This is a genomic window from Limnohabitans simekii (SeqCode), assembly GCF_965234735.1.
GTDB classification, from domain to species: Bacteria; Pseudomonadota; Gammaproteobacteria; order Burkholderiales; family Burkholderiaceae_C; genus Limnohabitans; species Limnohabitans simekii.
On sequence record NZ_OZ248542.1, the window covers coordinates 405,482 to 429,796 of the forward strand.

General features: G+C 55.2%; 28 protein-coding genes. 6 read left to right on the top strand and 22 right to left on the bottom strand.

The features are described 5' to 3' along the window. Positions 1-115: 115 nt before the first annotated feature. The 5 genes from AC8GFP_RS08540 to AC8GFP_RS08560 all read right to left on the bottom strand — a co-directional run bounded on the left by AC8GFP_RS08540 (position 116) and on the right by AC8GFP_RS08560 (position 3,046). Positions 116-832, bottom strand: coding sequence for a hypothetical protein (locus AC8GFP_RS08540; protein ID WP_506612209.1), 717 nt, complete (start codon positions 830-832; stop codon positions 116-118). A 2-nt stretch (positions 833-834) separates the two neighbouring features. Then, a complete protein-coding gene (locus AC8GFP_RS08545) occupies positions 835-1,332 on the bottom strand; it encodes a hypothetical protein (protein WP_506612211.1) in 498 nt (165 codons plus the stop codon). A 1-nt stretch (position 1,333) separates the two neighbouring features. Then, on the bottom strand, positions 1,334-1,963 hold the full coding sequence (locus AC8GFP_RS08550) for a DUF2135 domain-containing protein (protein ID WP_506612212.1): 630 nt from the start codon (positions 1,961-1,963) through the stop codon (positions 1,334-1,336). Between the two features lie 15 nt (positions 1,964-1,978). Then, positions 1,979-2,659, bottom strand: a complete 681-nt coding sequence (locus tag AC8GFP_RS08555) for a hypothetical protein (RefSeq protein ID WP_506612214.1) — start codon at positions 2,657-2,659, stop codon at positions 1,979-1,981. 132 nt (positions 2,660-2,791) lie between these two features. Then, the gene (locus AC8GFP_RS08560; RefSeq protein ID WP_506612331.1) at positions 2,792-3,046 is read right to left on the bottom strand and encodes a hypothetical protein; all 255 of its coding nucleotides are present in this window, start codon (positions 3,044-3,046) and stop codon (positions 2,792-2,794) included. Between AC8GFP_RS08560 and AC8GFP_RS08565 the strand changes: the two genes are divergently transcribed. The 3 genes from AC8GFP_RS08565 to AC8GFP_RS08575 all read left to right on the top strand — a co-directional run bounded on the left by AC8GFP_RS08565 (position 3,024) and on the right by AC8GFP_RS08575 (position 6,568). Then, positions 3,024-4,991, top strand: a complete 1,968-nt coding sequence (locus AC8GFP_RS08565; RefSeq protein ID WP_506612317.1) for a TonB-dependent receptor family protein — start codon at positions 3,024-3,026, stop codon at positions 4,989-4,991. The two genes, AC8GFP_RS08560 and AC8GFP_RS08565, sit on opposite strands and share 23 nt — an antisense overlap. 96 nt (positions 4,992-5,087) lie before the next feature. Next, on the top strand, positions 5,088-6,038 hold the full coding sequence (locus AC8GFP_RS08570; protein WP_506612216.1) for a beta-propeller fold lactonase family protein: 951 nt from the start codon (positions 5,088-5,090) through the stop codon (positions 6,036-6,038). Further along, positions 6,035-6,568 carry a cytochrome b gene (locus AC8GFP_RS08575; protein WP_506612218.1) on the top strand — a complete coding sequence of 178 codons (534 nt, stop codon included), beginning with the start codon at positions 6,035-6,037 and terminating at the stop codon, positions 6,566-6,568. Before AC8GFP_RS08570 ends, AC8GFP_RS08575 begins: the two co-directional genes overlap by 4 nt. 69 nt (positions 6,569-6,637) lie before the next feature. Here the strand turns inward: AC8GFP_RS08575 and AC8GFP_RS08580 are convergent, their stop codons facing one another. Next, entirely contained in the window at positions 6,638-8,275 is a 1,638-nt protein-coding gene (locus tag AC8GFP_RS08580; protein WP_506612319.1) for a rhodanese homology domain-containing protein, read from the bottom strand. 866 nt (positions 8,276-9,141) lie between these two features. Between AC8GFP_RS08580 and AC8GFP_RS08585 the strand changes: the two genes are divergently transcribed. Beyond that, complete coding sequence (locus tag AC8GFP_RS08585) at positions 9,142-9,987, top strand: shikimate dehydrogenase (RefSeq protein WP_506612220.1); 846 nt, start codon at positions 9,142-9,144, stop codon at positions 9,985-9,987. Positions 9,988-9,990: 3 nt separating this feature from the next. Here AC8GFP_RS08585 and soxA read toward each other — a convergent pair whose 3' ends face one another. From soxA to AC8GFP_RS08620, 7 genes are all read right to left on the bottom strand, one after another. Continuing rightward, on the bottom strand, positions 9,991-10,776 hold the full coding sequence (soxA, locus tag AC8GFP_RS08590; protein WP_506612222.1) for a sulfur oxidation c-type cytochrome SoxA: 786 nt from the start codon (positions 10,774-10,776) through the stop codon (positions 9,991-9,993). Beyond that, the gene (locus AC8GFP_RS08595; RefSeq protein ID WP_506612224.1) at positions 10,773-11,123 is read right to left on the bottom strand and encodes a thiosulfate oxidation carrier complex protein SoxZ; all 351 of its coding nucleotides are present in this window, start codon (positions 11,121-11,123) and stop codon (positions 10,773-10,775) included. The genes soxA and AC8GFP_RS08595 overlap by 4 nt, the downstream gene beginning before the upstream one ends. Continuing rightward, positions 11,120-11,647 carry a thiosulfate oxidation carrier protein SoxY gene (locus tag AC8GFP_RS08600; RefSeq protein ID WP_506612226.1) on the bottom strand — a complete coding sequence of 176 codons (528 nt, stop codon included), beginning with the start codon at positions 11,645-11,647 and terminating at the stop codon, positions 11,120-11,122. Before AC8GFP_RS08600 ends, AC8GFP_RS08595 begins: the two co-directional genes overlap by 4 nt. A gap of 9 nt (positions 11,648-11,656) precedes the next feature. Continuing rightward, positions 11,657-11,995: a sulfur oxidation c-type cytochrome SoxX gene (soxX, locus tag AC8GFP_RS08605; RefSeq protein WP_506612227.1), complete on the bottom strand. Its 339-nt coding sequence runs from the start codon at positions 11,993-11,995 to the stop codon at positions 11,657-11,659. Between the two features lie 70 nt (positions 11,996-12,065). Beyond that, positions 12,066-12,989: a LipP1 family hormone-sensitive lipase gene (gene lipP1 / locus AC8GFP_RS08610; protein ID WP_506612229.1), complete on the bottom strand. Its 924-nt coding sequence runs from the start codon at positions 12,987-12,989 to the stop codon at positions 12,066-12,068. An 8-nt stretch (positions 12,990-12,997) separates the two neighbouring features. Beyond that, a complete protein-coding gene (locus AC8GFP_RS08615) occupies positions 12,998-13,822 on the bottom strand; it encodes a metal-dependent hydrolase (RefSeq protein WP_506612231.1) in 825 nt (274 codons plus the stop codon). Between the two features lie 4 nt (positions 13,823-13,826). Next, positions 13,827-14,264 carry a hypothetical protein gene (locus AC8GFP_RS08620; protein ID WP_506612233.1) on the bottom strand — a complete coding sequence of 146 codons (438 nt, stop codon included), beginning with the start codon at positions 14,262-14,264 and terminating at the stop codon, positions 13,827-13,829. A 139-nt stretch (positions 14,265-14,403) separates the two neighbouring features. Here AC8GFP_RS08620 and AC8GFP_RS08625 point away from each other — a divergent pair, with 139 nt between their 5' ends. Beyond that, the gene (locus tag AC8GFP_RS08625; RefSeq protein ID WP_506612234.1) at positions 14,404-14,937 is read left to right on the top strand and encodes a pentapeptide repeat-containing protein; all 534 of its coding nucleotides are present in this window, start codon (positions 14,404-14,406) and stop codon (positions 14,935-14,937) included. Positions 14,938-14,943: 6 nt separating this feature from the next. Here the strand turns inward: AC8GFP_RS08625 and AC8GFP_RS08630 are convergent, their stop codons facing one another. The 5 genes from AC8GFP_RS08630 to AC8GFP_RS08650 all read right to left on the bottom strand — a co-directional run bounded on the left by AC8GFP_RS08630 (position 14,944) and on the right by AC8GFP_RS08650 (position 17,877). Further along, positions 14,944-15,213, bottom strand: a complete 270-nt coding sequence (locus AC8GFP_RS08630) for a helix-turn-helix domain-containing protein (protein ID WP_506612236.1) — start codon at positions 15,211-15,213, stop codon at positions 14,944-14,946. Positions 15,214-15,241: 28 nt separating this feature from the next. Further along, the gene (locus AC8GFP_RS08635; RefSeq protein ID WP_506612238.1) at positions 15,242-15,430 is read right to left on the bottom strand and encodes a type II toxin-antitoxin system RelE/ParE family toxin; all 189 of its coding nucleotides are present in this window, start codon (positions 15,428-15,430) and stop codon (positions 15,242-15,244) included. A gap of 177 nt (positions 15,431-15,607) precedes the next feature. Further along, positions 15,608-16,363, bottom strand: coding sequence for a TerC family protein (locus AC8GFP_RS08640; RefSeq protein WP_506612240.1), 756 nt, complete (start codon positions 16,361-16,363; stop codon positions 15,608-15,610). Between the two features lie 15 nt (positions 16,364-16,378). Continuing rightward, positions 16,379-17,038: a phosphatase PAP2 family protein gene (locus AC8GFP_RS08645; RefSeq protein ID WP_506612243.1), complete on the bottom strand. Its 660-nt coding sequence runs from the start codon at positions 17,036-17,038 to the stop codon at positions 16,379-16,381. A gap of 32 nt (positions 17,039-17,070) precedes the next feature. Further along, a complete protein-coding gene (locus tag AC8GFP_RS08650; RefSeq protein WP_506612245.1) occupies positions 17,071-17,877 on the bottom strand; it encodes a phosphatase PAP2 family protein in 807 nt (268 codons plus the stop codon). Between the two features lie 100 nt (positions 17,878-17,977). Between AC8GFP_RS08650 and AC8GFP_RS08655 the strand changes: the two genes are divergently transcribed. Continuing rightward, entirely contained in the window at positions 17,978-18,397 is a 420-nt protein-coding gene (locus AC8GFP_RS08655; protein WP_506612247.1) for an SET domain-containing protein-lysine N-methyltransferase, read from the top strand. Between the two features lie 56 nt (positions 18,398-18,453). Here the strand turns inward: AC8GFP_RS08655 and AC8GFP_RS08660 are convergent, their stop codons facing one another. From AC8GFP_RS08660 to AC8GFP_RS08675, 4 genes are all read right to left on the bottom strand, one after another. Then, complete coding sequence (locus tag AC8GFP_RS08660) at positions 18,454-19,365, bottom strand: hypothetical protein (RefSeq protein ID WP_506612248.1); 912 nt, start codon at positions 19,363-19,365, stop codon at positions 18,454-18,456. Further along, positions 19,362-19,682, bottom strand: a complete 321-nt coding sequence (locus tag AC8GFP_RS08665; RefSeq protein WP_506612249.1) for a hypothetical protein — start codon at positions 19,680-19,682, stop codon at positions 19,362-19,364. Before AC8GFP_RS08665 ends, AC8GFP_RS08660 begins: the two co-directional genes overlap by 4 nt. 280 nt (positions 19,683-19,962) lie before the next feature. Then, positions 19,963-21,123, bottom strand: coding sequence for an efflux RND transporter periplasmic adaptor subunit (locus tag AC8GFP_RS08670; protein ID WP_506612251.1), 1,161 nt, complete (start codon positions 21,121-21,123; stop codon positions 19,963-19,965). Next, on the bottom strand, positions 21,116-24,310 hold the full coding sequence (locus AC8GFP_RS08675; RefSeq protein ID WP_506612321.1) for an efflux RND transporter permease subunit: 3,195 nt from the start codon (positions 24,308-24,310) through the stop codon (positions 21,116-21,118). The genes AC8GFP_RS08670 and AC8GFP_RS08675 overlap by 8 nt, the downstream gene beginning before the upstream one ends. Between the last annotated feature and the right edge of the window lie 5 nt (positions 24,311-24,315).

Consider the following 24,315-nt stretch of genomic DNA (forward strand, 5'->3'; position numbering starts at 1 on the left):
ACAACTAAGAATTGTTGAATTTCTCAAAACGAGACAAGGACCTGAACGCGTGTCTAGGGCAATTCGCTGCCCCTGCGTAAGCTGTTGTTGGTCTGCTGTCAATCTCTTGTCAGCATCAATCAAGCTTGATCAATTTCATGCGCATCACACCACCTTGCAGCAGTTTGGAGGTGGTGGGTTCGACCCGCTCCACTTGTGCAAGACCGACACCAGGGCAGTACCACTCCTGCTGTATCAAGTGGTTGGGTTTGAATGCAAAAGCATCATCACTCCAAAGCAAGATATCGAGCTTGCCTTCAACACGTGCACAGCCTTTGAAGCGACCCACGGGCGTCTCTAGAGCGACATCCAATTCCATGACGGTGAAGGTGATGGGTAACTTTTGGTACTTGGGCAAATAGCGAAAGTCGGCGGGTTGTTCATTGCGTCGACGCAAGATGTAAGGCACCGTGGTGGTGATCCAAGATGCGCCCACAGTGAGTGGGTTGGGCAGCACAACCGTTTCTTCCTCGTCCATCACCGCGCGTTCTTTCAAGGGCGATTTCATGGCCACTCGGCTGATGCTTTGTTGGGTGTTGCGCAACCAGTACTCATGTCCCATGTTGCTGCGCCGTATCCAAGCCGTGCTGCCATCACTGAATTCTGCGCTGCCCAGATTTTTCATCTGCATGGTGTATTTCACCGTCTTCGCATCGGGGGCGTCGTACACCGTTTCAATTTGATAGGTCCAAGCCTGGCCCTTGACCAAAGGAAACAAGGGGTTTTCAGAGGACGGTTTGTCGCAACCGCTGAGCAACAGCAAACCCAACAAAGAACAAGTGGTGAGGCGCATGATTATTTTTCCGGCACGTGGGGTGTTGGCAGGTCCATGATTTTGACTTCTTGCTCGTCATTGCCGGGCTTGAGCCAACCAGAGCCTTTGCCATCGCCAGGGCGGGCTTCGGCGGTGCCCATTTGGTTGACACCATCGCGGCCTTTGCGCATGCCCTCCACAATCATTTCATGCACGGGGCGGCTGTAAGGCAATTTGTAGGCGCGTGGCTGCAACACCCCTTTGCCCTCTTCGATGGGTGTGATCCAGAGGTACAAAGCGCCATCGAATTTGGGGCGCGGTTCATCAACGATGGCGGCAATCATCACAAATTTTTCAGGCAACGCGTCGGTGCTGGGGATGCCCAACAAGGAATGCACGCTGGCATAGCCCCAAAAGTAAAAACCGGTGACGCCCACAGCCAGCAAGCCCTTGAGCCAATTGGGCCATTTGGAAAACACCAGGGCCAAGGCAAGCAGCAAAGCAAAAAGAACAAAAACGATGATGAAGGTAAGAGTCATGTCAATACGCGCTCATGAGAGATTTAGGAATGGTGTTGATGTTGTCCGTGCCACCGCCGGGTGTGACGGTGAAGCGAGCCATGGTGACTTCTTTGCCGCGTGCTTCCAAGGTGGATTGCCCGTAAAAAATCACTTCGGCTTTGGGATTGACCTTGATGATGGACAGCGTGGCCTCCACGGGTTTGCCAGCGCGAGGGTCGCTGGCATCAATGTCTTTGGCATCGTAATAACTGGCATTGACCACGTATTCTCCTGGCACGATGCTGCGAATGGTGACCACTTCTTGTCGCAAGGGGTTCACCACCTTTTTACCATTGATCAGGATGGTGTTGTTCGAGGTGCCGCGGTCATCGCGGTCCAAGTGCATCAGGTCGGCTTCTCGGTTGCGAAACCAAACACTTTCGCCAGACGGGCCTTGCACCCATAAATCAATGTCGTTGGGGTCCATGTCTGGCCACGACAAGGTGATGATGAACTCGGCTTTGGCGGGGATGTCGCCCGACTTGTTCGCTTTGGGATTCATGGCCAAGAGGGCGATGATGAAACAAAAGACGAAGGCGATCAGCATGTTGAACAACATGTCGTAGAAGGGATCGACCTCAGGCTCGCGGGCGAAACGGTTTTTGCGCATGGCTGTGAGGTCGCCTTAGCGACCGATGCGCAGTCCGTGGCGTTGCGCTTGCGCCACCAGTTCATCAGCGAACCGGTCCATGCGCGTGAGTTGCAGTCCCAACAAAATATTGCCAACTAATCCGACCATGGTGGTGAGCAAGGCCACGCCCAAACCCGATGTGAGGTTGCGCAGCAAGTCTTGCGCTTGGTTGGGATCGAAATTTTGAATTTGACCGATTTGCATGGCCAACACCGAGAAGCCGATCACCTTGCCCAACAAGCCCAACTTGAGTTGCACCCCATTGACCCACCACGCGGTGGTGTGCGGCGCATGGGTTTTGTCCATCAACAGGTCCAGGGGCGCACCGCTGTCTTGCGGGTTGGCTGCCAAGGCATTCCAGTACTCGCCAGCCCAGCCTGGGCAACTGAGCAAACCTTCGTAGCCTTTGGCCACCGCTTGTTGCAACAACGCGCGTTGCTTGGCCAATTCTTTAGAGCGCACACCACACCACATGGTGGAGACTGCAAACACGATGATGATGATCAGGGTGATACCGGTAGGGTCCGAGGCGATCAGCAAATGCCAAACCCCTTTGATGCCCAAAAGCCAAGTGGAAAAGATGAACAAGCCCACCAGCACCAGCCATTCAAACCAAAGTGGCTCGACGTCCCAGTGGGGGTTTTTATTTTTGAGACGTGAGAAAAAAGACTTCAAGTCAGGCCGCCTAAGCAAATTAATAATTTTTGTAACAGGGCTTGAACCTCTTGGGGGTAGGGATCGGCCGTGCGAGTGCGGCGAATAATAACTGACAGAACCTCAAGATTTTTGCTAGATGAAAAGTGAGGGTCATTCCAAAGCAGTTTCAGACCCACGCAAAGCAACTTCGTAGACTCTTGGGCTTTGCCCATTGGGCGTGCCTTTAATTTTGCAGAGAGTTTTTATGTTGAAAAAATACGCCGCTATTCCTTTTGCTGTGATGTGCTTGACCAGCCAACTGGCCTTTGCCGAAGAAACCAAAAGCTTGTCCTCCGTGGTGATCACGGCCACCAAAACAGAACAAGACAGTTTTGATTTGCCCATGTCAATCGACAAGGTGAGCAAGGAACAAATTCAAGACGGCCAATTGCGCATGACCTTGTCTGAAAGCCTGGCCCGTGTGCCCGGCATCACAGCGCAAAACCGCACACAGATGGCCCAAGACCCACAAATTTCTTCACGCGGTTTTGGTGCGCGTTCGGCGTTTGGTGTGCGTGGTATCCGCGTGTATGTGGACGGCATTCCGCTCTCTATGCCCGACGGCATTGGCAACCCCGGCAGCGTGGACTTGGGCATGATGGAGTCCATCGAAGTGATGCGCGGCCCTTTCTCCGCCATGTATGGCAATTCGTCGGGTGGTGTGATTCAGATGTTCACCGAGAACGCACCCAAGACACCCGAAGTTTCTGGTGACTTGTTGGCTGGTAGCTATGGCACTTACACCCAATCGGTGAAAGCAGCAGGCGCTACCTCTGGCGTGGACTATGTGTTGGGCTATTCGAATTTCAAGTCGGATGGTTACCGTGAACAAAGCGCCAGTACCAAAAAGCAAGCCACTGCCAAACTCAAAACCACAATCGGTGACGATTCGAAGTTGACCACCTTGCTGAGTTGGTTTGATCAAGATGCCAAAGATCCAGGGGGCCTGCTTGTTTCTGAAGCAAGGACTGCAGCATCGCCTACATCCAAAACAGTGAATTCAAGGGTCGCCAGAGGCAACACTCAAATCGGCATCAATTTTGAAAAATCATTGAATGCAACGAACACATTGAACCTGTTGGCTTATGCAGGGCAGCGTGACAACAACCAAATTTTGTATGTGGCAAATATCCCTACATACAACAGTCGCGCCAGTGTGATTGACAGGGACTTCATGGGTACCGAATTGCGCTGGTCGCACAAGGGGCAGGTTTCTGACATGCCTTATTCGATCTCCAGCGGAGTGACCTATTCACAAATGGTGGATGACCGGAAGGACATCAACGCGGACAGTGGTGTTGCTCGCGCAGCAATTACTGCCAACTTCAACCGTAATGAAAAACAAACAGCGACGACATCTGATCAATATGTCCAAGGAAGTCTGACGGTCACCCCTCAAATTGATCTACATGCTGGAGTTCGGAGAACAAACCTCAGCTTGAAATTCGAAGACGAATTGGTAGGAACATCCACCCAGTGTTCAACAGCAGCAACTGTCAGGCTTTGCGACACCAGTGGCAGCGTTCGTTACACCAAAACAACTCCAGTTATTGGCGGCATCTACAAGCTAAATCCTGCGGTGAATTTATACGTGAATGCTGGCCAAGCCTTTGAGACACCAACTTTGGTTGAATCATCTTTCTCAAATGCAACTACTGGTATTGGTCCCAACCTGACTTTGAAACCAAGCACCAGCAACAATTACGAAGCTGGAGTCAAAGCATTTTTAGACGACAACACCAAGGTCAATGCAACTGTTTTTCAAGTGGACACAAAAAATGAAATCATCGTGAACTCCACTGTAAGCGGCAGAACCAGCTACCAAAACGGAAAGTCCACAAAGCGAACTGGCACAGAGCTGTCTATAGATGCCTTGTTGCCAATGAACTTTTCAGCCTATGCCTCTTACACATTGCTAGACGCAACTTTCAATGAAAATTTCAGCACAACAGTCCTGAAAGGCAATCGCATTCCCGGAACCTATAAAACCCAGGCATTTGCTGAACTGGCTTGGTCTTACCCTGTGTGGGGCTTTCAAACAGCTTTGAATTTGGTGAATAGCAGTTCAGTGGAAGTCGATGATGCAAATACAGCTGGCACTGCAGCTGCGGGCTACACCATTTTTAATTTGCGTGCGAGCTTGAATCAAAAATCTGGCCCTTGGAGCACCACCGAATACATCACGTTGAACAACTTGACAGATGTGAAATACATTGGATCAATCAAAGTCAATGACAGTAATTCAAGAAGTTACGAACCCGCCGCCCCCTTCAACTGGATCCTGGGCGTGAAAGCAGCCTACAAGTTCTAAGACTTGCACCAGGCCTCGGGATCATTTCCCGAGGCCTTTTTTCTAGCCTGTTCTAAGATGCGTGTTTTGATTTGCACTACCTTCGAGGTTTGACCAATGAAATTCTTTACACCTTTTGCAGCACTCGCCTTGTCTGCGCTCACCATGTCCGCGCCAGCCTGGAGCCAAGCCCGCGCTTACGCCACCAATGAAGGCGCAGGCACGGTGTCGGTCATTGACATGGAAACGGACACGGTGTTGTCCACCATCGAAACCGGTGGGAAGCCACGCGGTTTGGCGGTATGCAAGGGCAGCAAGAAAATTTATGTGTCCGAACAAAACGCGGAAGAGTTGTGGCAAATCGACCCGGTCAGCGGCAAGATTGAAAAACGCGCCAAGCTGGGCGAGTCACCCGAGGCGGTGTACTGCTCGCCCAAGGGCGACTTGCTGGGCGTTGCCAATGAGGGCAACAACAGCATCAGCTTCGTCAGCGTCAAAACCATGAAGGTGCTGTTCTCCATTCCCGTGAACGGCAAAAACCCCGAGCATGGCGTCTTCAGCCCAGACGGCAAATTCATGCTGGTGTCTGCCGAAGAGGCGGACCAGGTTGACATCCTGGACATTCAAAAACGCAAGCAAGTTGGTTCCATCAAAGTCGGTCTGCGTCCGCGTGGCATTGCCTTCACCCCCGATGGCAGCAAAGCTTTTGTTGCCGTGGAAACGGACAGTTTGCTGGTGGCCATTGACGTGAAAGAGCTCAAAGTGATCGGCCAACTGGCGGTGGGCAAGCGCACCTCGGGCGTGGCCGTGTCCCCTGATGGCGCTTTTGTGTACGCCACCAACGGTGGTGACGCCAACGTCTCTGTTGTTCGCACCGACACCTTCGAATGGGTTGAGAACATCGCCATTGGCCAACGTCCTTGGAACATGGCTTTCAATGCAGATGGCAGCAAGCTGTATGTGGCTGCTGGCCGCAGCCATGCCGTCAGCGTGGTGGACATTGCCACCCGCCAGATGGTGAAAGAAATCCCCACGGGCAGACTGCCCTGGGGTGTGGTCATTCAATGACGCAAGAGCGGTACAACCGTGTATTGATTGCGCTGCATTGGTTGTTGGCGCTGGCGCTGATTGGACAGTTTGGCTTGGGTCTGTGGATGGAGGAAATCCCCAAAGACCCACCAGGCATGCGGGCCTACTGGTTCAACTTGCACAAGTCCATCGGCCTGCTGATTGTTTTGTTTGTCCTGTGGCGCATGGCTTGGCGTCTCACCCATGCGGTTCCGGCGTTGAACAACACCCCCGCTTGGCAAGCCAAAGTGGCCAAGCTCACGCATGGCGTCATGTATGTGTTGATGTTGCTGATACCCGTGTCTGGATTTTTGGGCTCCAGCTTTTCACAGTATCCGGTGAAATTCTTTGGCCTGATCTTGCCCCGTTTATGGGAGCCTCAGCCTGTCTTCAAAGACTTCTTGTCTGAAGTGCATGAATTCTCCGCTTTGACCTTGGCTGCCTTCGTGGTGTTGCATGTGCTGGCCGTTATCTGGCACACCGTGGTCAAGAAGGACGGCTTGTTGAACCGGATGCGCTGGGGTGCCTGAAAAAGGCGGCATAGACCACCATGTTGATGGCCAAGCCTTGGCTGTCCAGTGCCGTCAAGTCTTTGGGAACTAAATCACCTTGAAGTGGTGTGTGCCATCGCGGCGCAGTTGTTCCACCAAACCGTATTCCCAATCCAGGTAAGCCTGCATGGCTTCCGTGGGGTTGTTGGTGCCTTCATAGGGGCGGCGGTAGCGGTCGATGCGCGGGCTGGCCACGTACGACTCGCCTTGCTGGGTGCTGAAGCCTTGCGCCATCCATGCGGCATTGCCACCGGGCAACCACAGCACTTCCACACCAGGGCGCACCAGCGGTTTGAGTTCGGCCACGGCATAACGTGAAGCGCGGCCATCGGCGCAGGTGAGCACATAGCGGTTGGCCTTGTGTACCCGCGTGAAGTCTTGTGCCATTTGCGAACGCAACAACCACCACGCACCGGGGATGTGACGCTTCACATAGGTGGCGCTGTCACCCACATCGATCACCATGCTCAGGTTGCTGCGGTTGGCCAACCATTCTTTCAAGGTGGCCGGGTCCACCTCGGGCACTGGCTCGAGGGTGTCGGGCAGTTGGTGCTGATGGGGTGTGTCAGTGTGGGACAAGTCTTGTGGCTTCACATCTTTCAACACGGCCACTTCCCAGCCCATTTGCGCCAACCAAGACGCGGTGAGTGAAGCCCGCACACCATCGTCGTCATACACCACCAAGCGGGCGCCGCGCACACCCACATGGTGATCGGTTTCTTGCACCAGCTGACCACCTGGGGCGCTGATAGCGTGAGGCCAATGCCCGAGGGCGTATTCCTCGGGTGTGCGCACATCCAACAAATAGGTGTTGCGTGTGCTGTCTGCTTGCCATTGGGCCAGGGTGTCGCGGTCAATGCGTTGCACACCCGCGCGGAACAACAAGGCCAAGGCGGTGGCCGCCGATTTGCTTTTGTCGGCGTCACTCACCGGGCCAAAGCGTCGGTCGGCTTTGTGCTCCAACTCGAGGCCAGCCAAGGTCCAGCCGATGGTGCCGTTGCGCAAAGCGCACACCGGGTTGGGGATGCCTGCATTGATGAGCGACTGCGCACCAATGATGCTGCGTGTGCGGCCCGCGCAATTGACCACGATGCGGGTGGTGGCGCTGGGTGCCAATGAGCGTGCCCGCAGCACCAACTCGCCACCGGGCACGCTGATGGAGCCGGGGATGCTCATGGTTTGGTATTCGTCAAACCGGCGGGCATCGAGCACCACCATGTCCGAGCCGCGTTCGAGCAGCGCGTTGACTTCGTGCGCCGAGAAAGAAGGGGTTTTGCGTTGCGACTCGACCAACTCGCCAAAGGCTTTGCTGGGCACGTTGACATCGCGGAACAACTCGCCGCCACCAGCGGCCCAACCGGCCAAGCCATTCAGCAACACGCTCACTTGCGAGTATCCCAATCGTTCAAACACGGCCACAGCACGCACGGCCAAACCTTCGCCGTTGTCGATCAACACCATGGGTGTGTTCAAGCGCGGAATGCGCGTCAGCGCATCGCACTCGATGCGGCCATAGGGCAGGTTGATGGCAAACAGCGGATGGCTTTGCGCATACGGGTCTTCCTCGCGCACATCCACCAAAGCGATTTCTTCTTTTTGCAGCAAGGCTTGGCGCACTTGCAAGTAGGTGGTGACGGGATAGGGATGGCCCGAGTCGGTTTGTACTTCGGGCGCTGGTACTTCCACCGAAGGGCTTGGCGTTGCAGCGATCACTTCTGGCGCTGCAACCTGGACAGGGGCGACGCGCTCTGGCAATGCAGCAGCGCTCGGTGTTGGCGTTGGGTGGGGGGCCGCAGCGGCGGGCGCAGGAGGTGCAGCAGCAGGCGAAGCAGCGGGCATCCGCAGGTTGCCGACAGGTGGCGGACTGGTCCACAAGGCTTCTTTTTGCTCACCGAGCAACATGACATTGCTGTAGCCCGAGACGAAGCTGGTGCGGCTGCCGTCTTCGCGGTAACTGTGGCGTTCAATCTTGCCAATGTTGCCGCCATACACATGGATGCTGATTGACACTTGGTCGGGCAAGGCATTCCACACTTTGTGCACGTCACCAATGCGGGGCGACACGGCTTCGATGTCACCCGGCAACATGTCCACTTGAAAACCCGCTGGCACCCAACGGCCATCGGACATGCGGCTGTAAGGCTGACAAGACTCCGAGCCGCGCAACATGCCCACCAAGCCCCACACCGTGTGGTCGTGCACCGGTGTGGCTTGTCCTGGGCCCCAGACAAAGCTCACCACCGAGAAGCGGTCTTGCGGGTCGGCATAAAGCAAAAATTGTTGGTAGTGCTGGGGATGGGGCTGCGCCAAGTCGGGGCTGAGCCAATCGTCATTGCGCAGCAAAGGGTAGAGCAGATGCTTGCCCTGGGACAACAGCTCTTGCTCGGGCGGTGCGCTGTCCACCAAGCGCGTGAGGTCGGCTAAAAATTGATGAAGGCGGGCGGTGTTGAGAGGCTGAACAGCTTGCATCGTGGGTGTCGGAAAAGGCTGGCCCATTGTTTCACAGGATGACGCCCTTTCGCCAGATTTTCGAAGCTATGCTTGAGGGCATCATGACCACTTCTTCTTCCTCTTTCGTGATGGCTGGCGTGATGGGTTGGCCCATCACGCATTCACGCTCGCCTCTGATTCACAGCCATTGGATCGCCGAGCACGGCCTGCATGGCGTTTACTTGCCCTTGCCGGTCAACCCGCTGCGTTTGCCCGAAGCCTTGGCGGGTTTGTCTGCGCTGGGTTTTGCCGGTTGCAACCTCACCTTGCCGCACAAAGTGCAGGCGCTGGAGTGCCTCAGCGACATGGACGACGTGGCGCGGCAAATTGGCGCGGTCAACACCGTGGTGGTGCAACCCGATGGCAGCTTGCGCGGCACCAACACCGATGCCTTTGGGTATATCCAAAGCCTGCGCGAAGCACAGCCCTCATGGCAAGCCAGTGCAGGCCCCGCAGTGGTCTTGGGTGCAGGAGGCGCCGCCCGTGCGGTGGTGTGGGCGCTGGCCGATGCAGGGGCCACAGAGATTCGCTTGCTCAACCGCAGTTTGGACAAAGCGCAGGCCATGGCCGCTGAGTTTGGGGCACCCGTGAAAGCGCTGCCTTGGGATCAACGGCATGAGGCCTTGGCTGATGCAGCCTTGGTGGTCAACACCACCACACAGGGCATGCAAGGCCAGCCAGCCCTGGAGATTCACTTGGACGCCTTGCCCCAGCATGCCTTGGTGTCGGACATTGTGTACACGCCTTTGCAAACCGATTTGTTGTTGCGTGCCCAGGCGCGTGGCAACCCCACAGTGGGTGGCTTGGGCATGTTGTTGCACCAGGCGCGGCCCGCTTTTGCCGCATGGTTTGGCGTCATGCCCGAGGTCACACCTGCTTTGTGGCAAAAGGTGTTGGCCTCGTTCTAAGGCTTATTTGCGCACCGCAGGCACCTCGATGGGCAGGCCTTGCGCCCGCCACATCAAATACAGGTTGAGGTTGCGCATGTCTTGGTGGCCCCAAGGCGGCACCTCGGCTTTCACGCTGGCATAGCAAAACCGCAAACGCCGCTCGAGTGAGGCCATGTACTGCCAATCCAGGCGAAAGATGGGATAGCCGTTGGGGTGGCCTTGGCTGAGTTTGTCGTTGTACAAACGCTGGCCGTAGTGTTGGTCATGGCATTGGGTGCAAGACAGGTTCATCTGACCTTGCCGCGCCATGTAGAGCTTTTGCCCTGCTTCAAAATGTTTTTTGGCGGGGCCATCAATGTTCACCAAGATGGGCATGCCTTTGGAAGCACCCGTCACATGCAAGGTGATGGCCAACAACTCGTCCGATTCCGGTAGCCAATTGATGGCCTTTTGCTGTTTGGAGCGGCAATTTCGAATCCGGTCTTCCAGGTTGAACAACTTGCCTGTGGCCTTGTCAATGACGGGGTAGCGCGTGGCCGCGCCTTTCATGCTTTCATTCGCGTCGCCATGGCAAGAAGCGCAGCTTTTGTTGTTGCTCCCAGTCACTTGCTTCCACAACTGAGCGCCTTTGTCGATGGCATGGGCGCTGGGGCTGGCGAAATCATCATCGAGCTGCAAACCACGCACCTCGGGGCTGGAGAACTCCAAACCCGACTTGAGTTGATCCAAGGGGATATTGCGTTGCTGAGCCGAAACGTTGCTCCACATCAAGCCCATGGCCAAAGACCAAATCAGTAGAGATTTCATGGCTTGGGCGCACTTGAACTGTTGGCCAACTGCACCACCAAGGGGTGGCGCATCTCACCAATGTTGGCCTTGTCATCGACCCAGCGGAAGTACAACTCGCCGGACTTGACAGCGCGCAAATAAAACTCGAACAAAGGGTTGGCGGCAATGCCGGTGGTGGGCTCGGCGCGAAACACCTCTTGGTTGTTCAAGGTGCAACTGAGTTGGCGAATCACATTGCGCTTGATGAGGACGCCGTCAATGTCGCGCAAAAAGCCGCTGTCCATGGGGTGGTTCACCAACAGGCGAAGCTTGAACACATCGCCTTCAACGATGCGAGGGGGCAGTTGCAAACGTGCGCTGCTCATGTGCCGTTGTCCACACAGGCGGCTTCGGTGACCGCGACTTCCTGGGTTTGGTAGCGAAAGGTGCCGTCTGAAAAACGGGCCAAGGCCACCACCATTTGGGTGCCCGACAAACGCACCCGGGTGTTGATTTCTGCTCTTCCATTCCAAGGCCCCAAGACAAAAAGACACATGAGAGGGACCGGGTTGCGTTGCGACACCAGGTAGATGTGACTGACATGGGACGCCTCGGTCATGGGGCTGTCCACCTTCAGGTGCAAAGGCACCAGGTGTCCGTTGTCGGCCAAGGTTGGCAAGGTCAAGCTGATACCGCCTTGAGTCAGGGGCTGATTGACAACAAAGGGCTTGACCATTTCCTCAAAGGTGCGCAAGCGCGACTCGGCCAAGCCACTCAGGGTGAGTTTGTCAACCTGTGCCAAAGCATCAGCGCCCAGCCACAAACCACTGGCAGCCACCGAGACTTGGGCGCAGCTGTTTAAAAAAGTTCTGCGAGAGAACAGGTCGTCTGGGTCAGGCAAGGCGTTCAATGGCTGTCCTCAAGGTGTTTTAAGCAAATAGATGATGATGTCTTCAAGCGCTTGCTCGGTGAGCACCGTCTTGCCCTTCAGGGGCTTGGCGACATTTTGCAAGCCCTTGGTGCTGAAGTAAGCGGGCATGAAGGTTTGCGGGTTGAGAACGCGCGGGTCGGCAATGCGCTGGCGCAAAGCTTCAGCCGAGAGGCGTTCGCCAACACCGACCAGACTGGGACCCATGTTGCCACCGTCTTTGAAGCCAGGAACCATGTGACAAAGAAGGCAGCCCGTGTCTTGCCGGTTCAGCAACAGTTTGCGTCCCCGCTCGACATCGGCAGTGGCAGCGGATTTGGTGGCAGGCATGCCTTCATTTGCATGCGCCATGCTGCACAAGAGGCCTACACAAACAATCAAAAATCGCATCAGAAAAAGCTCATTTCAAATAGCGTTTCAAGGCTTCAGCGCACACGCCCACAGCAGCATGCGACTCGCGCAAGACCCGGCCCATGGTGATGAAGCCGTGGATTTGCCGCTCGAAGCAAATGTATTCAGTGGCCACACCGGCCGCAGCCATCGCATCGGCATACAGCAAGCCTTCATCGCGCAACGGGTCAAAGCCTGCGGTCAAGACAAGCGCGGGGGGCAGCTTGGCAAGGTTTGGGGCTTTCAAAGGCGAAGCCCGCCAGTCGTGGCGGTCTGCCGTGTTGGACAGGTAATGGTCCATGAACCAGTGCATGGCCGCAGCCGTGAGCAAGTAACCCTGGCCATTGGCGTGGTAGCTGGGCGTGTCGGGGTACATGAGGGTGGCAGGGTAAATGAGCAATTGAAACGCTGGTGGCTGGGCACTGTCACGCGAGCCCAAACACACGGCTGCAGCCAAATTGCCGCCAGCACTGTCGCCACCCACGGCCACGCGAGCCGGATCGATGTGCAAGCTGGCAGCGTTGTCCACCACCCAGTGAAATGCATGCAAGGCATCGTCATAAGCGGCCGGGAAGGGGTGCTCGGGTGCCAAACGGTAGTCCACCGAAAACACGGCGCAACCGCTGGCATCACACAACTGACGGCACAGCACATCGTGGGTGTCGATGTTGCCAATCACCCAACCACCGCCGTGGTAGTAAACCAAAGCAGGCAACACTTGTTTGGCCGACACACCCATGGGCCGGTATTCGCGCACCGCGCCAAAGGACAAAGCATGGTCTTTGCAGACCGAGGTGGGCAGCGGGTCGGGTTGCGTGAGGGCTTTGCGCACCAAGTAGTAATCTCGCGCTTCCAGCACGGGCAGCGCGTTGAGCTCCGGCACGCCACGGTCTTTCATGAGTTGCAACAGGGCTTGGGCTTGCGGGTCGAGCATGGCGATCCTTAAGTGGTGCTGCCCACACGGGCATAGGCATTTTCATGGCTTTGCAGCCATGACCGCGACAGGCTGTCGTCGTCTTGTTGAGGATGAAAGTCGGGGCGGAAATAACGCCGCCACATGGCATAGGAAGAGCGGAACAAGCCTTCTTTGCTGAATAAAAACACCCAGGCGCTGCGCCAGGTGCTGAGCTTGAACAAGCTGCCGTCATGCCACAGGTTGTTGGTGGTTTGACGCAGCAAATCTGACAGCAAATACCAGGTGGTCAGGCGCATCCAGCGCAAGCGCCAGTGCTCATCGCCTTGCAAGGCCTGGTAGATGTCAAAGGCGGTACAGCGGTGTTCGCTTTCTTCGCTGGCATGCCAATGCCAAAGGGTTTGCAAGCGAGGCTCGGCCTGAGCCAAAAAAACAGGGTTGGACAGCAGCCAATGGGCCAAGACCGCAGTGAAATGTTCCGTGGCAGCAGTGGCAGCGACACCATGGCGCACATTCATTTGCTCGACCTTGGCAATGCGCTTGAGCGCACGGGGTGCCCAATGGTTCACTTGGCCCTGGTTTTCCAAGTGCTGGTTGAACAGTTGGTGCAAACGACGGTGCGTGGCTTCTTGACCAATGAAGCCTTTGAGTTCATCGGCAAATTGAATTTGCTGCTCAGGGCTGAGTTCTTTTTGGGCGCGGCGCAGGCTGTCGATGAAGAACTGCTCACCCACGGGAAAGCTCATGGACAAGGCATTCATGAAGGCCGAGGTGAAGGCATCACCGCCATTCCAGCGCACCGCAATGGGGGCTTGTAAATCGATCAGCAATTGACGAACGACAAGTTGGCTCATGGCATTAACTCTTTGGCAATTGACAAGGACCAGTGACCAGCAGTTTCAATTCTCGGCCATAGCGTTTGACATCTTTCATGGCTTTCAAATAAACCGGCTGGCGCATGATTTTGATTTCGGTTTCTTCTTTGCTTTGCACATTTTTGCGACGCACCCAAATACTGGTGTCTGAGGTCAGGTCTTGGCCTTCGAACTCCGGGGTGATGATGGTGTTGGCAAACATGTTGTAGAGCTTGGGGCCTTCCATTTTGATATACAAATGGTTGCCAATGGAGGAAATGTCAATGGTGACGGTGGCTGGGTCGAGCACGATTTTCTCCAGCTCAGGGAATTTGCCCTGCACGTCACAGGTCAGGGTGTAGGCACCCGCAGGCCCCATGGTCGCCAGCAAGAGCACACACAAGCTGGCACGTGCACGGGCGCAAAAAGGGGTGAATTTCATCGGCAAGGGCTGCATTCAGAGTCTTTCAACGAATCACATCTTCGCATGCCAGGGCCTTGCTCGGCTTGCAACACCCTCAAAACAGGGGGCTTGACTTGGTTATTATGGAAAGGCGTTTCTCATTTCAAGGACCTTTGCCGTGGCTATTGCTGTTGACTCACACACCCTTCGACGTTTGGCTTGCACGGCTGCTTTGCTTGGCCTGCCCTGGTCGGCCACGGCCTTTGACGCAAACAAATTCGAAGATTTCAAAACCACCAATGTGTGCAAGTACTGCGACCTGACCGACGCTCCGATGAGCGGGCGGGACATGCGCGGCGCCGACTTCCAAAACGCCAATTTGTCCGGTGCCGTGATGAGCAAGTCCAACATGGGCGAGCGCCCCATGGAAAAGCGTACTTTGGTCACCAACTTTGAAGACGCCAATTTGCGCCGCGCCGATTTCAGCGGGGCCAACCTGCACCTGGCCAACTTCACCAACGCCTATTTGCGCGACGCCAACCTGACAGGTGCGGACTTGAGCGACGCTGTGCTGTCAAAGGCCAACCTGAAGGGAGCGGTGCTCAATGGCGCCAACCTCAAAGGGGCCAAGTTGGACGACGCCAAACTAGATGAGGCCAAGTTTTGCAAAACCACCATGCCCGATGGCGCGGTGAACGACTCCGGTTGTTGAGTCACTTCAAATCACTGTTTGCAGGCCTTTGCGCTCGATCAAGGACAAGAGTTTGAGACTGGGCCCACTCGGTTGCTTGTCGCCAATCTCCCATTTTTGAACTGTTGACAAACTGGTGTTGAGCACAGCAGCCAATACAGCTTGACTGATGCTGGACTTTTCACGCAATGCTTTGATTTGTGAAGGCGTCATGCAGGTCACATTCAGATTTGAAAATTCTTTGAATTGACGCATGTTTTTTTTGCTGACCTTGAGCGCACGGTCCAAGCCAGACATGCTGGCTTGCATTTCTTGAATGATTCGACTAGGTGCTTTCGGGTTTGATTTCACAGAGCTCTCCAGCTTCAATAGCCATAGACAATTCGGCCAGTTGTGCATCGACCAAGCCCGATTGAATTTCCTGGATGGCTTTGATCAATGACTGATCGCCCATACCTGTTTTTCGTTGCCATTTTGAAAATGTTTTGGTGGTGAATATGCGTGCAGCGGTCATTAAATATACCACCAGGTGATGATGTTGAGGGTTCATTTCTCAACGCAATCATCACCAAATACCCCGCAAAAGTGCTTATCTGCGCATTACAAAATCATCGATAAGAACTCCATTCATGGGAATGCAGGGCGCTTTTCATGCGGCGCCTCTGCCATGAAGGGCTATGGCGTCAAGCCCTTATGAATCGTCTTCGCCCGGCATCTGCGCTGGGCGCAGTTGCACGGAAGGGGTCCGTTTCTTTCTGAAACGGATGTTGAGCATCTCAACGCCAAAGGCAAAGGCCATGCCGAAGTAGATGTAGCCCTTGGGCACATGGTGGCCAAAGCCTTCGGCCACCAGCACCACACCCACCACCACCAAAAAGCTCAGGGCCAGCATTTTGATGGAGGGGTGCGCATCGACAAACTCGCCAATGGCTTTGGCGAACAACATCATCAAGGCCAAGGAAATGACCACAGCCGCGATCATGATGCGCACATCGTCCACCATACCCACCGCGGTGATGATCGAGTCAAGGGAGAACACCAAATCGATCAGCATGATTTGCACGATGATGGCCATGAAGCTGACTTTGGCTTTGATATCAGCGGGCGCCTCGTCGCCTTCCAAGGAGTGGTGAATCTCGCCCGTGCTTTTCCAGATGAGGAACAAGCCTCCAATCAGCAGGATCAAGTCTCTGCCTGAAAACGCTTGATCAAAAACGCTGAACAAAGGTTCAACCAAGCCAATGATGATGGACAACAGCAAAAGCAAACCGATGCGCATGAACATGGCCATGAACAAGCCGATGCGGCGAGCCATTTCTTGCTTGGCTTTGGGCAGCTTGCTGACCAAAATTGAGATGAAGATGATGTTGTCAATGCCCAGCACCAACTCGAGAATGGTGAGGGTGGCCAAGGCGACCCACATATGAGGCTGTGTCAATAGTTCCATGGTGCTTCCAACAATCTATAAATGCAATGAACGAATACGCCGCAACCGAGAATGTAACCAAATATGGCGGATGGCTTGGTAGAGCAGCCAAATGACCCAGCCTGCAAACACCACATCGCTTAAATAATGGCCGCCTTGGGCGATGCGCATCCAGCCCAGGCCGCTGCCCGCGAAGACACCCAGCATGATCCACTGCTGGCGCTTGCGCCTCGGCGCCCACATACCCCAAACCATGAGGGCAAAGCCGCCTGCTGCATGCCCGCTGACGAAAGAGCAATTCAAATCACAGCCTTGTGCAAATTCGAACAGGGGTTTGCCGATTGAGGGACCACCAAAAGCTTGTGTTTGTTCGGGGCGGGCGCGACCCACATGGTCTTTCAAGGCCCAGTCCACCACCACACCGATGCCCAGCACCATCATCAAGGCCCAGCTCATGCTTCGCCTGCGCCAACGCGCATTAACCCAATCAGGTTTGCGCCAAACCGCCACCAAGACGAGCAAACTGGCGACAAACAAAATTTGATTGAGCAAAGGCGCCAGTTGATAGACCAGTGTCAGCCACTCGATGCGTTTGGCAGGAAACCCTGGCAAGGTGGGGTCGAAATAATGCTGACTGACTTGGTTGTCCAACTCAGGGCGCAGCGCAAAAAGCGCCATGCTGAGCAGCAAAGACATGACGACCCAGACCCAAGTTGGCTGGCGCGGTGTCATGAGGCTTCGCGACGCAAACAAATCCAGCGGTTCATGGCACCGGCGATGCCCACAGTGGCTATCAAATCAAAAGCCAATCGTGCGGCCTCGGTGTCGGTTTTGGCCTTGAACAAGTACAGGACTAAACCCAATTCGACCAGCAGCAAGACCAATTGAAAGGGCTTTGTTTGCAACCGAGGCGACCAGGGTGATCGCTGCTCCCAAGTCACGGCCAGCAAGGCCACCATGATGCCCAGACCACTGCCAACCAAAATATCGGCAGGCCAATGGGCACCCACCACCACCCGTGACAACGCGATCAACACACCCAAGACCACCAGCGCCATCCACAACGGCCGCCGATGCTTGAAATGGCGCGTCATGTACATGGCCAATGCAATGGTGGCTGCAATCGTCATGGCGTGGCCAGAGGGCATGGCGTTGGACCCTGCGGCGGGTGTGCCAATGGGTTTGAGCAAACTGGGCTCCAATGCGCCCAAGGGGCGTGGCACACCAGCCCAGTTTTTCAGCAAAGGTGACAGCAGTGAGCCAAGCAAGAAACTCTTCAACACCACCGCACTTGTCAGAGGCGCAAATTGCGCTGCCACGATCAACAGCAAAAAGGCCGCCCCCCCTTCACCAAATTGGGTGAGGAAAGACCACAGGGCAGCAGGCCCTGTTTCGCTGGCGTGGACCAGCAACAACCAAGCTTGGTTCCAGGGAGAATTGAAAACAACCAAGCCCACCAGCACCAGCAACAAAGAAAGCATCCAAGCAGCTTTAGGGGTGCGCTGACTGGGCGCGGTGTCGGGTAGAAGATTCATGCCTTGGATTCTAAGCAGGCTTGCACGGCGTCCCTTGGGGCATGGCGTGAGGAGAAGCGATTCGTTATAGTCCCACCCCCCCCCTGTCAGGAGATGCGGCATGTTGAATACCAAAAAGAAAATCATCGACCACTTGGATAACGAGGTTTACTGCCGCCTGGGCGTGTCTCCCATCCATGGCATTGGCGTGTTTGCCTTGCGTGACATTCCCAAGGGCGTGAATCCGTTGAAGAGCTATGTTCGCTTCAAGGAAATCGATGTCGCCAAGCAAGACATCAAGCACCTGCCCAAAGGGGTGCGCGAGCAAATCGACACCTTTTGCTATTACGACCGGAAAAAGGTCAGCATTCCGCGCTTGGGTCTGAACACATTTGACATGGCGATCTACCTCAACCATTCCAAGAAACCCAATTTGCGCTTCAAAAAAGCAGGCGTTTTGATCGCTTTGCGTGATGTCAAAAAAGGCGAAGAAATGTTCATCGACTACGACATCAGTTTCGGCGAGAAGCACAAGTTCTAAAACAAACAAGCCGCTGATCAAGCGGCTTGTTTGATTGGGGCAGGGCTTGTGACTGCTTAGCCAGCCATCGCCAGTTCATCCTGCAGATGCTGCTGGTGTTGCTCTGGGTGGCGATAGATCTGGTTCAACTCGTGCGGTTTGAAGTCCACGATCAGCGGTGAAGTGGGGTCGGTGGCCAAGGGATGGTCAGCATCGATCAGGGCCATGGCGTAGATGGGCTCGTAGTCGGTGACAAACAAAGCTTTGTAGCCATAGTCGTCCACGGGGCCCAAGTTGTAATAGCGCAAGCCGTTTTTGGCGGCCCAGCGGCAAGCTTGCAAACAAGCGTAAATGCCAGGTGATTTGTTCTTGAAATCACGGTTCCATTGGCAGAAGCTGCCGTATAGCTGGTTGTACTGAGGCAAGATGATGGAGACATCGGTGAAGACCAGTTCGCCTTCATTCGAGTGCACTTGCAAGATAAGCACATCGAGGTGGCGTACGTAGTCGACAAAGCCTTCCACCTCGCGATCATCGATGTAGTAGTTGGCAAAGTGCTCGCCACCCATCTCGAACATGTCTTCCACCGTCAGGTCTTTGCCAGCCACCACTTTCTCGGTGTAGGTGAAGTGCTTGTATTGCTTGTCGAGTTCGCGGAATTTGCGTTCGCGTCGCGCTTCTTGCCAAAAGCTGTCGGCAAAGCAATCCACCAAACCATATTTGTCGTTGATGGGCACGCCGTAGGGGCTGTCGGGGGGCAGGGCATAGACCACGAAGGGCCGGGGTGCAAAGTTCAGCATCTCGTCCGAGACGTTGATGTAGGGGCACAGGGCGTCCCAGCGGGTGGTGTAGTAAAGAATGTCGTTGTGCTCGCTCTCTACCAAGAGGTTGTCTTCGGTCCAACTTTGGTATCCCACTTCGTGCACCACCGGGCCGGGTGGCGCGGTGAAGGAATTCGAAGGTTTGAATTGATAGAGCGTGCCATTCATGTTGTTGCCTTTTTATGCAAGCTTTTTTTGCTTGTTTTTTTATTATTGGAATTGGCAGTGCTGTGTATTTTCTTCAGGTCGAAGTACATCTTGTCTACTGCGTGGTTGTTTTTCAAAAACGCTGGATCTTTTTTTTCCAGCTGCAATATAACTTGTTGTGCGCTGTGCAAATGCAAACTGGCGTCGCTGCCTGCATCTTGCAAACTGTCGATGTAAGGGTCCATCAAAGGACAGTCGGCATCAAAATAAAAACTTTTGTTTTTTGGGTTGTAGCTCAGTGGGTAGAGTTTGCATCCAAAGGGTTTGTCCTCGCCCATCGTGCAACCTTGTGGACCCAAGTGTGTGCATTGTTGTTCTATGCATACGCTGCCCAAGCGCTGCTGCTCCACAGCGGTCAAGGTGATTTCAAGAGGTGGGTACCCTTCCTCGATGTGGCAGCATCGTTGGCATTGGGCACAGTGGTCAAACAACACGCGTGGGCTCCTGTGAAACAAAGCCTGGGTGCTGCTTGCTGTTCAATAAAACTGTAGTGTTGGACATCAAGCTCAGCAATGGTTTAAATAATTATGAACGTATTTGACATATTGCGTCAAGAAATCATTTTTTATTTTGAACCACGGCCACGTTCACCAAGTCACCTTGCATCACACCATCGGGTGGATTTTCAATCACGCGATCGGTGCTCTCAAGACCCGATAAAAGTTCGAGTCGAACACCATGGTCTTTGGCCACCACCACCGACTTGATGACAACCTTGTTATCTGCATTCACGGTGGCCACTTGCAGACCTGTTTTGCTGAAGATCAAAGCACTTGGTGGGATATTGAGATGCTTGGTTTGCGCAGGCATGTCAAAGCTGACCTGCGCATAACCGCCGGGCAACAACCTGCCCTGCTTGTTGTCGGCGGCGAGTTGCACCAACATGCTGCCCGAACCGGCTTGAATGGCCTGGGCCATCGACTGCACTTTGGCCGTGAACACTTGGCCAGGCATTTCTGGCACCGTGAAGCTCGCCTGACTGCCTGTTTGGATGGCGGTCACTTGGTTTTGTGGCACCTGAACGTACAAACGCAGTCGACGTACATCGGACACCACAAACAACTCGGTGCCGGGTGCGCCACCCACATTCACCAAAGCACCGATATCGGTGTTGCGTGCCGTCACCACGCCATCAAAGGGTGCGGTGATGCGGCTGAAATTTTTCATGGCTTGCAAACGGTTCACATTGGCTTGCGAAGCGTTCACCATGGCTTGTTTGGCCCGCAAGTCGCCCATTTTTTCTTCCACCGCTTGGGCCGAAACAAAGTTGGTGGCTTGCAATGACTGCCAACGCTTGGCGGTGTTTTCGGACAATGCCGCATTGGCTTGGGTGATGGCCAACTCGGCTTTGGCTTGCAGGATTTGCTGGTCTACATCGGGGGTGTCGATCTCGGCCAACAACTGACCCGCTTTCACGGAGGTGCCAATGTCCGCTTTCCAGGTTTTCAAGTAGCCGCTGATGCGAGCGTACAAAGGCGCTTTTGAATAGGCTTCGATGCGTCCGGGCAAGTCCATGCTGGGCGAGGCGGGCGACACGGCTGGGGTGATGATGTTGACAGTGCGCACGGATTGCTTGTCGGCCACCGCCTTGAGTTGCTGGTTGTCGGCGCTGCGGTCGAGCAAACCCTGAGCCAAAACGTAGGCGGCCACCAAGCCCAGGATGAGCAACACCGTCCATAGTTTGCTGCGCGAAAAAACGGGGGGACGGGGATCAAGCATGAAGGACTCCGGGATTCAAAGAAGGGGTAGCCTTGCGACGGCCGTGCACCATGCTGAACAACAAGGGCACCAAGACCAAAGTAGCCACAGTGGCAAACAACAGGCCGCCAATGACCGCGCGGCCCAAGGGCGCGTTTTGTTCGCCGCCTTCACCCAGGCCCAAGGCCATGGGCACCATGCCCATCATCATCGCCAAAGCGGTCATGAGCACGGGGCGAAAACGCACAAAGCCTGCGTCCAGCGCTGCAGCCACTGCATCGCCGAGCTGGTCCAAGCGTTCACGCGCAAAGCTGATCACCAACACACTGTTGGCGGTGGCCACGCCCATGCACATGATGGCCCCGGTGAGTGCCGGTACCGAGAGCGTGGTGCGGGTGGCAAACAAGATCCACACAATACCGGCCAAGGCCGCGGGCAAGGCGCTGATGATCACCAGTGGGTCACGCCAGGATTGGAAATTGACGACGATCACAAAGTAAATCAAGACCACCGCGCCCAACAAACCCCACAGCAATCCCGAGAAGGCTTTTTCCATGGTGCGCACCTGGCCCAGCATGACCACTTTGCTGCCCTTGGGTTGCTGCGCTTGCGTTTCATGGATGACGCGCTGAATGGCTTTGGAGACGGTGCCCAAATCCAGGCCTTGGGTGGCGGCATGAATTTGCACCATGGGCTGGATGTCGTACTGACTGACCAAGGCGCTTTTCGCCGTGCGGTTGAAACTCGCCACACTGCCCAAGACTTGCTGAGAATTGGCGTTGGCCGGACTGATTGGGACGTTGGCCAAATCATTCAAAGAATCAATGTTGTATTGCGGGGTTTGTATCACCACGGGGTAAGACACACCATTGGCAGGATTGAGCCAAAAAGTGGGTGCGACCTGGCTGCTGCCCGCCAAATTCACCACCATGTTGTTGGTGACATCTCGCGCGGTGATGCCCATGTTTTGTGCTTGCGTGCGGTCTAGATTCACCTCAAACACGGGGCTTCTGGCCGATTGTTGAATGCGAGCGTCGGCCACGCCCGGGATGCGGCGGATTTCTTTCAACAACAGATTGGCGTAGTCAAAGTTGGCGGCCAAGTCGTTGCCGCGAATTTGAATGTCAATCGGTGCTGGCGCACCAAAGTTCAAGATCTGGCTGACGATGTCGGCAGGCGGAAAAGAGAACACCGTGTCAGGGAAGGCCACGGGCAGTTGCTCGCGCAGCGCTTTGACGTAGTCCGCCGTGGGCGCGTGGTTGGGGCTCAGTGCGATTTGAATGTCGCCATCTTGCGAACCCACCACACCGGTGTTGTTGTAGATCAGATTGATATAGCTGGGCGGCAAACCGATGTTGTCCACCATGGTGGTGATGTCGTGGGCCGGAATCACTTGCCGAATGTGCGCTTGAATGTTGGCAAAGCGGGCGGCGGTTTCTTCCACCCGGGTGCCCACCGGCACCCGCGCATGGATCAAGATTTGACCGCCGTCCACATCGGGAAAGAAGTTGCTGCCCAAAAAAGGCAGCAAGCCAAACGAGCCCAGCACCACGGCTGCAAAGCCCACAGACACTTTGCCACGGTGCTGCAGTGCCGCTTGCAACACGTTTTTATAGCCAGCGCGAACGGCTTCAAAACGGGCTTCAAAGCCGCGCTGAAACGCCATGATCGGGTTGCGGGTGCGGGGCTGTGTGCTGTTCAAGCCATGCATGTCGGTGTGGGGTGCATGTGGCTTCAACAAAAACAGCGCCATGGTCGGCACCAAGGTGCGTGACAAAAAGAAGGACCAGACCATGGCCAACATCACCGCGATGGCCATGGGCACAAACAAAAAGCGCGACACGCCCTCGAGGAAAAACATGGGCACAAACACAATGCAAATACACAGCAAGGACACAAAAGCGGGGGTGACGATTTGCGCCGCGCCATCCATGATGGCTTGCTCCACGCCTTTGCCTTGCTCTAAGTGCCAGTTGATGTTTTCGATGGTGACCGTGGCGTCATCGACCAAGATGCCCACGGCCAGCGCCAAGCCGCCCAAGGTCATGATGTTCAAGGTCTCACCCAAGGCATACAGGCCCACGATGGCGCCCATGATGGACAGTGGAATCGACACGGCAATGATCAGCGTCGAGCGCCAACTGCCCAGGAACAGAAAAATCATCAAGCTGGTGAGCGCCGCCGCGATCACACCTTCCAAGGCCACGCCTTTGATGGCTGCACGCACAAACACCGATTGGTCGTTGATCGGCTGAATCGTCAAATTGGGCGGCAAGGACGCTTTGATGTCTTGCAATTTTTCGCGCACACCATCGACGATGGCCAAGGTCGAGGTGCTGCCGTTTTTCAACACCGACATCAACACCGAACGGTTGCCGTCCACATGCACCACATTGGTTTGCGGGGCATTGCCATCGTGCACATGGGCCACATCGCGGATGTAGACCATGGCCCCATTCACCGACTTGATCGGCAGGTTGTCCAAGTCTTTCAAATCGGTGGCGGCGTTGTTCAGGCTGATGGTGTATTCGTAGCTGCCCATTTTTTGGGTGCCCACCGGGATGATGATGTTTTGCGCGGCCAAGGCATTGGTCACGTCTTGCGTGGACAAGCCTCGCGCTTGCAAGGCACTCGGGTTCAAATCCAGTTGCACCAAACGCGATTTGCCACCATAGGGAAACGGCACGGCCGCACCCGGCACGGTCACCAAGGGGCTGCGCACTTGTGTGAGCGCCAGGTCGGCCAGATTTTGCTCGGTCAGGCCCTTGCCCGCCAAGGCCAGTTGCAATATCGGGACGGTGGAAGCGTTGTAGTTGATGATGATGGGCGGCTGGGTGCCCGGCGGCATTTGGCGCACCATGAACTGCGATACCGAGGTGACCTGCGCATTGGCCACCGCGATGTTCACGCCGGGCTGGAAAAAGATTTTGACAATGCCCACGCCGTTGTACGAGTTGGCCTCGATGTGTTCGATGTCGTTCACCGTGGTGGTGAGGACGCGTTGAAACGAGGTGGTGATGCGACCAGCCATTTGATCGGGCGGCAAGCCGGTGTAAGACCAGGCCACAGCAATCACCGGAATGCGAATTTCAGGAAAGATGTCGGTGGGGGTTTTGAAAGCCGCCAGCGGCCCCAAGATGAGTAGCAACAAGGCCATGACCACAAAGGTGTAGGGTCGTTTCAGGGCCACGCCCACCACGTTAGTCAACATCA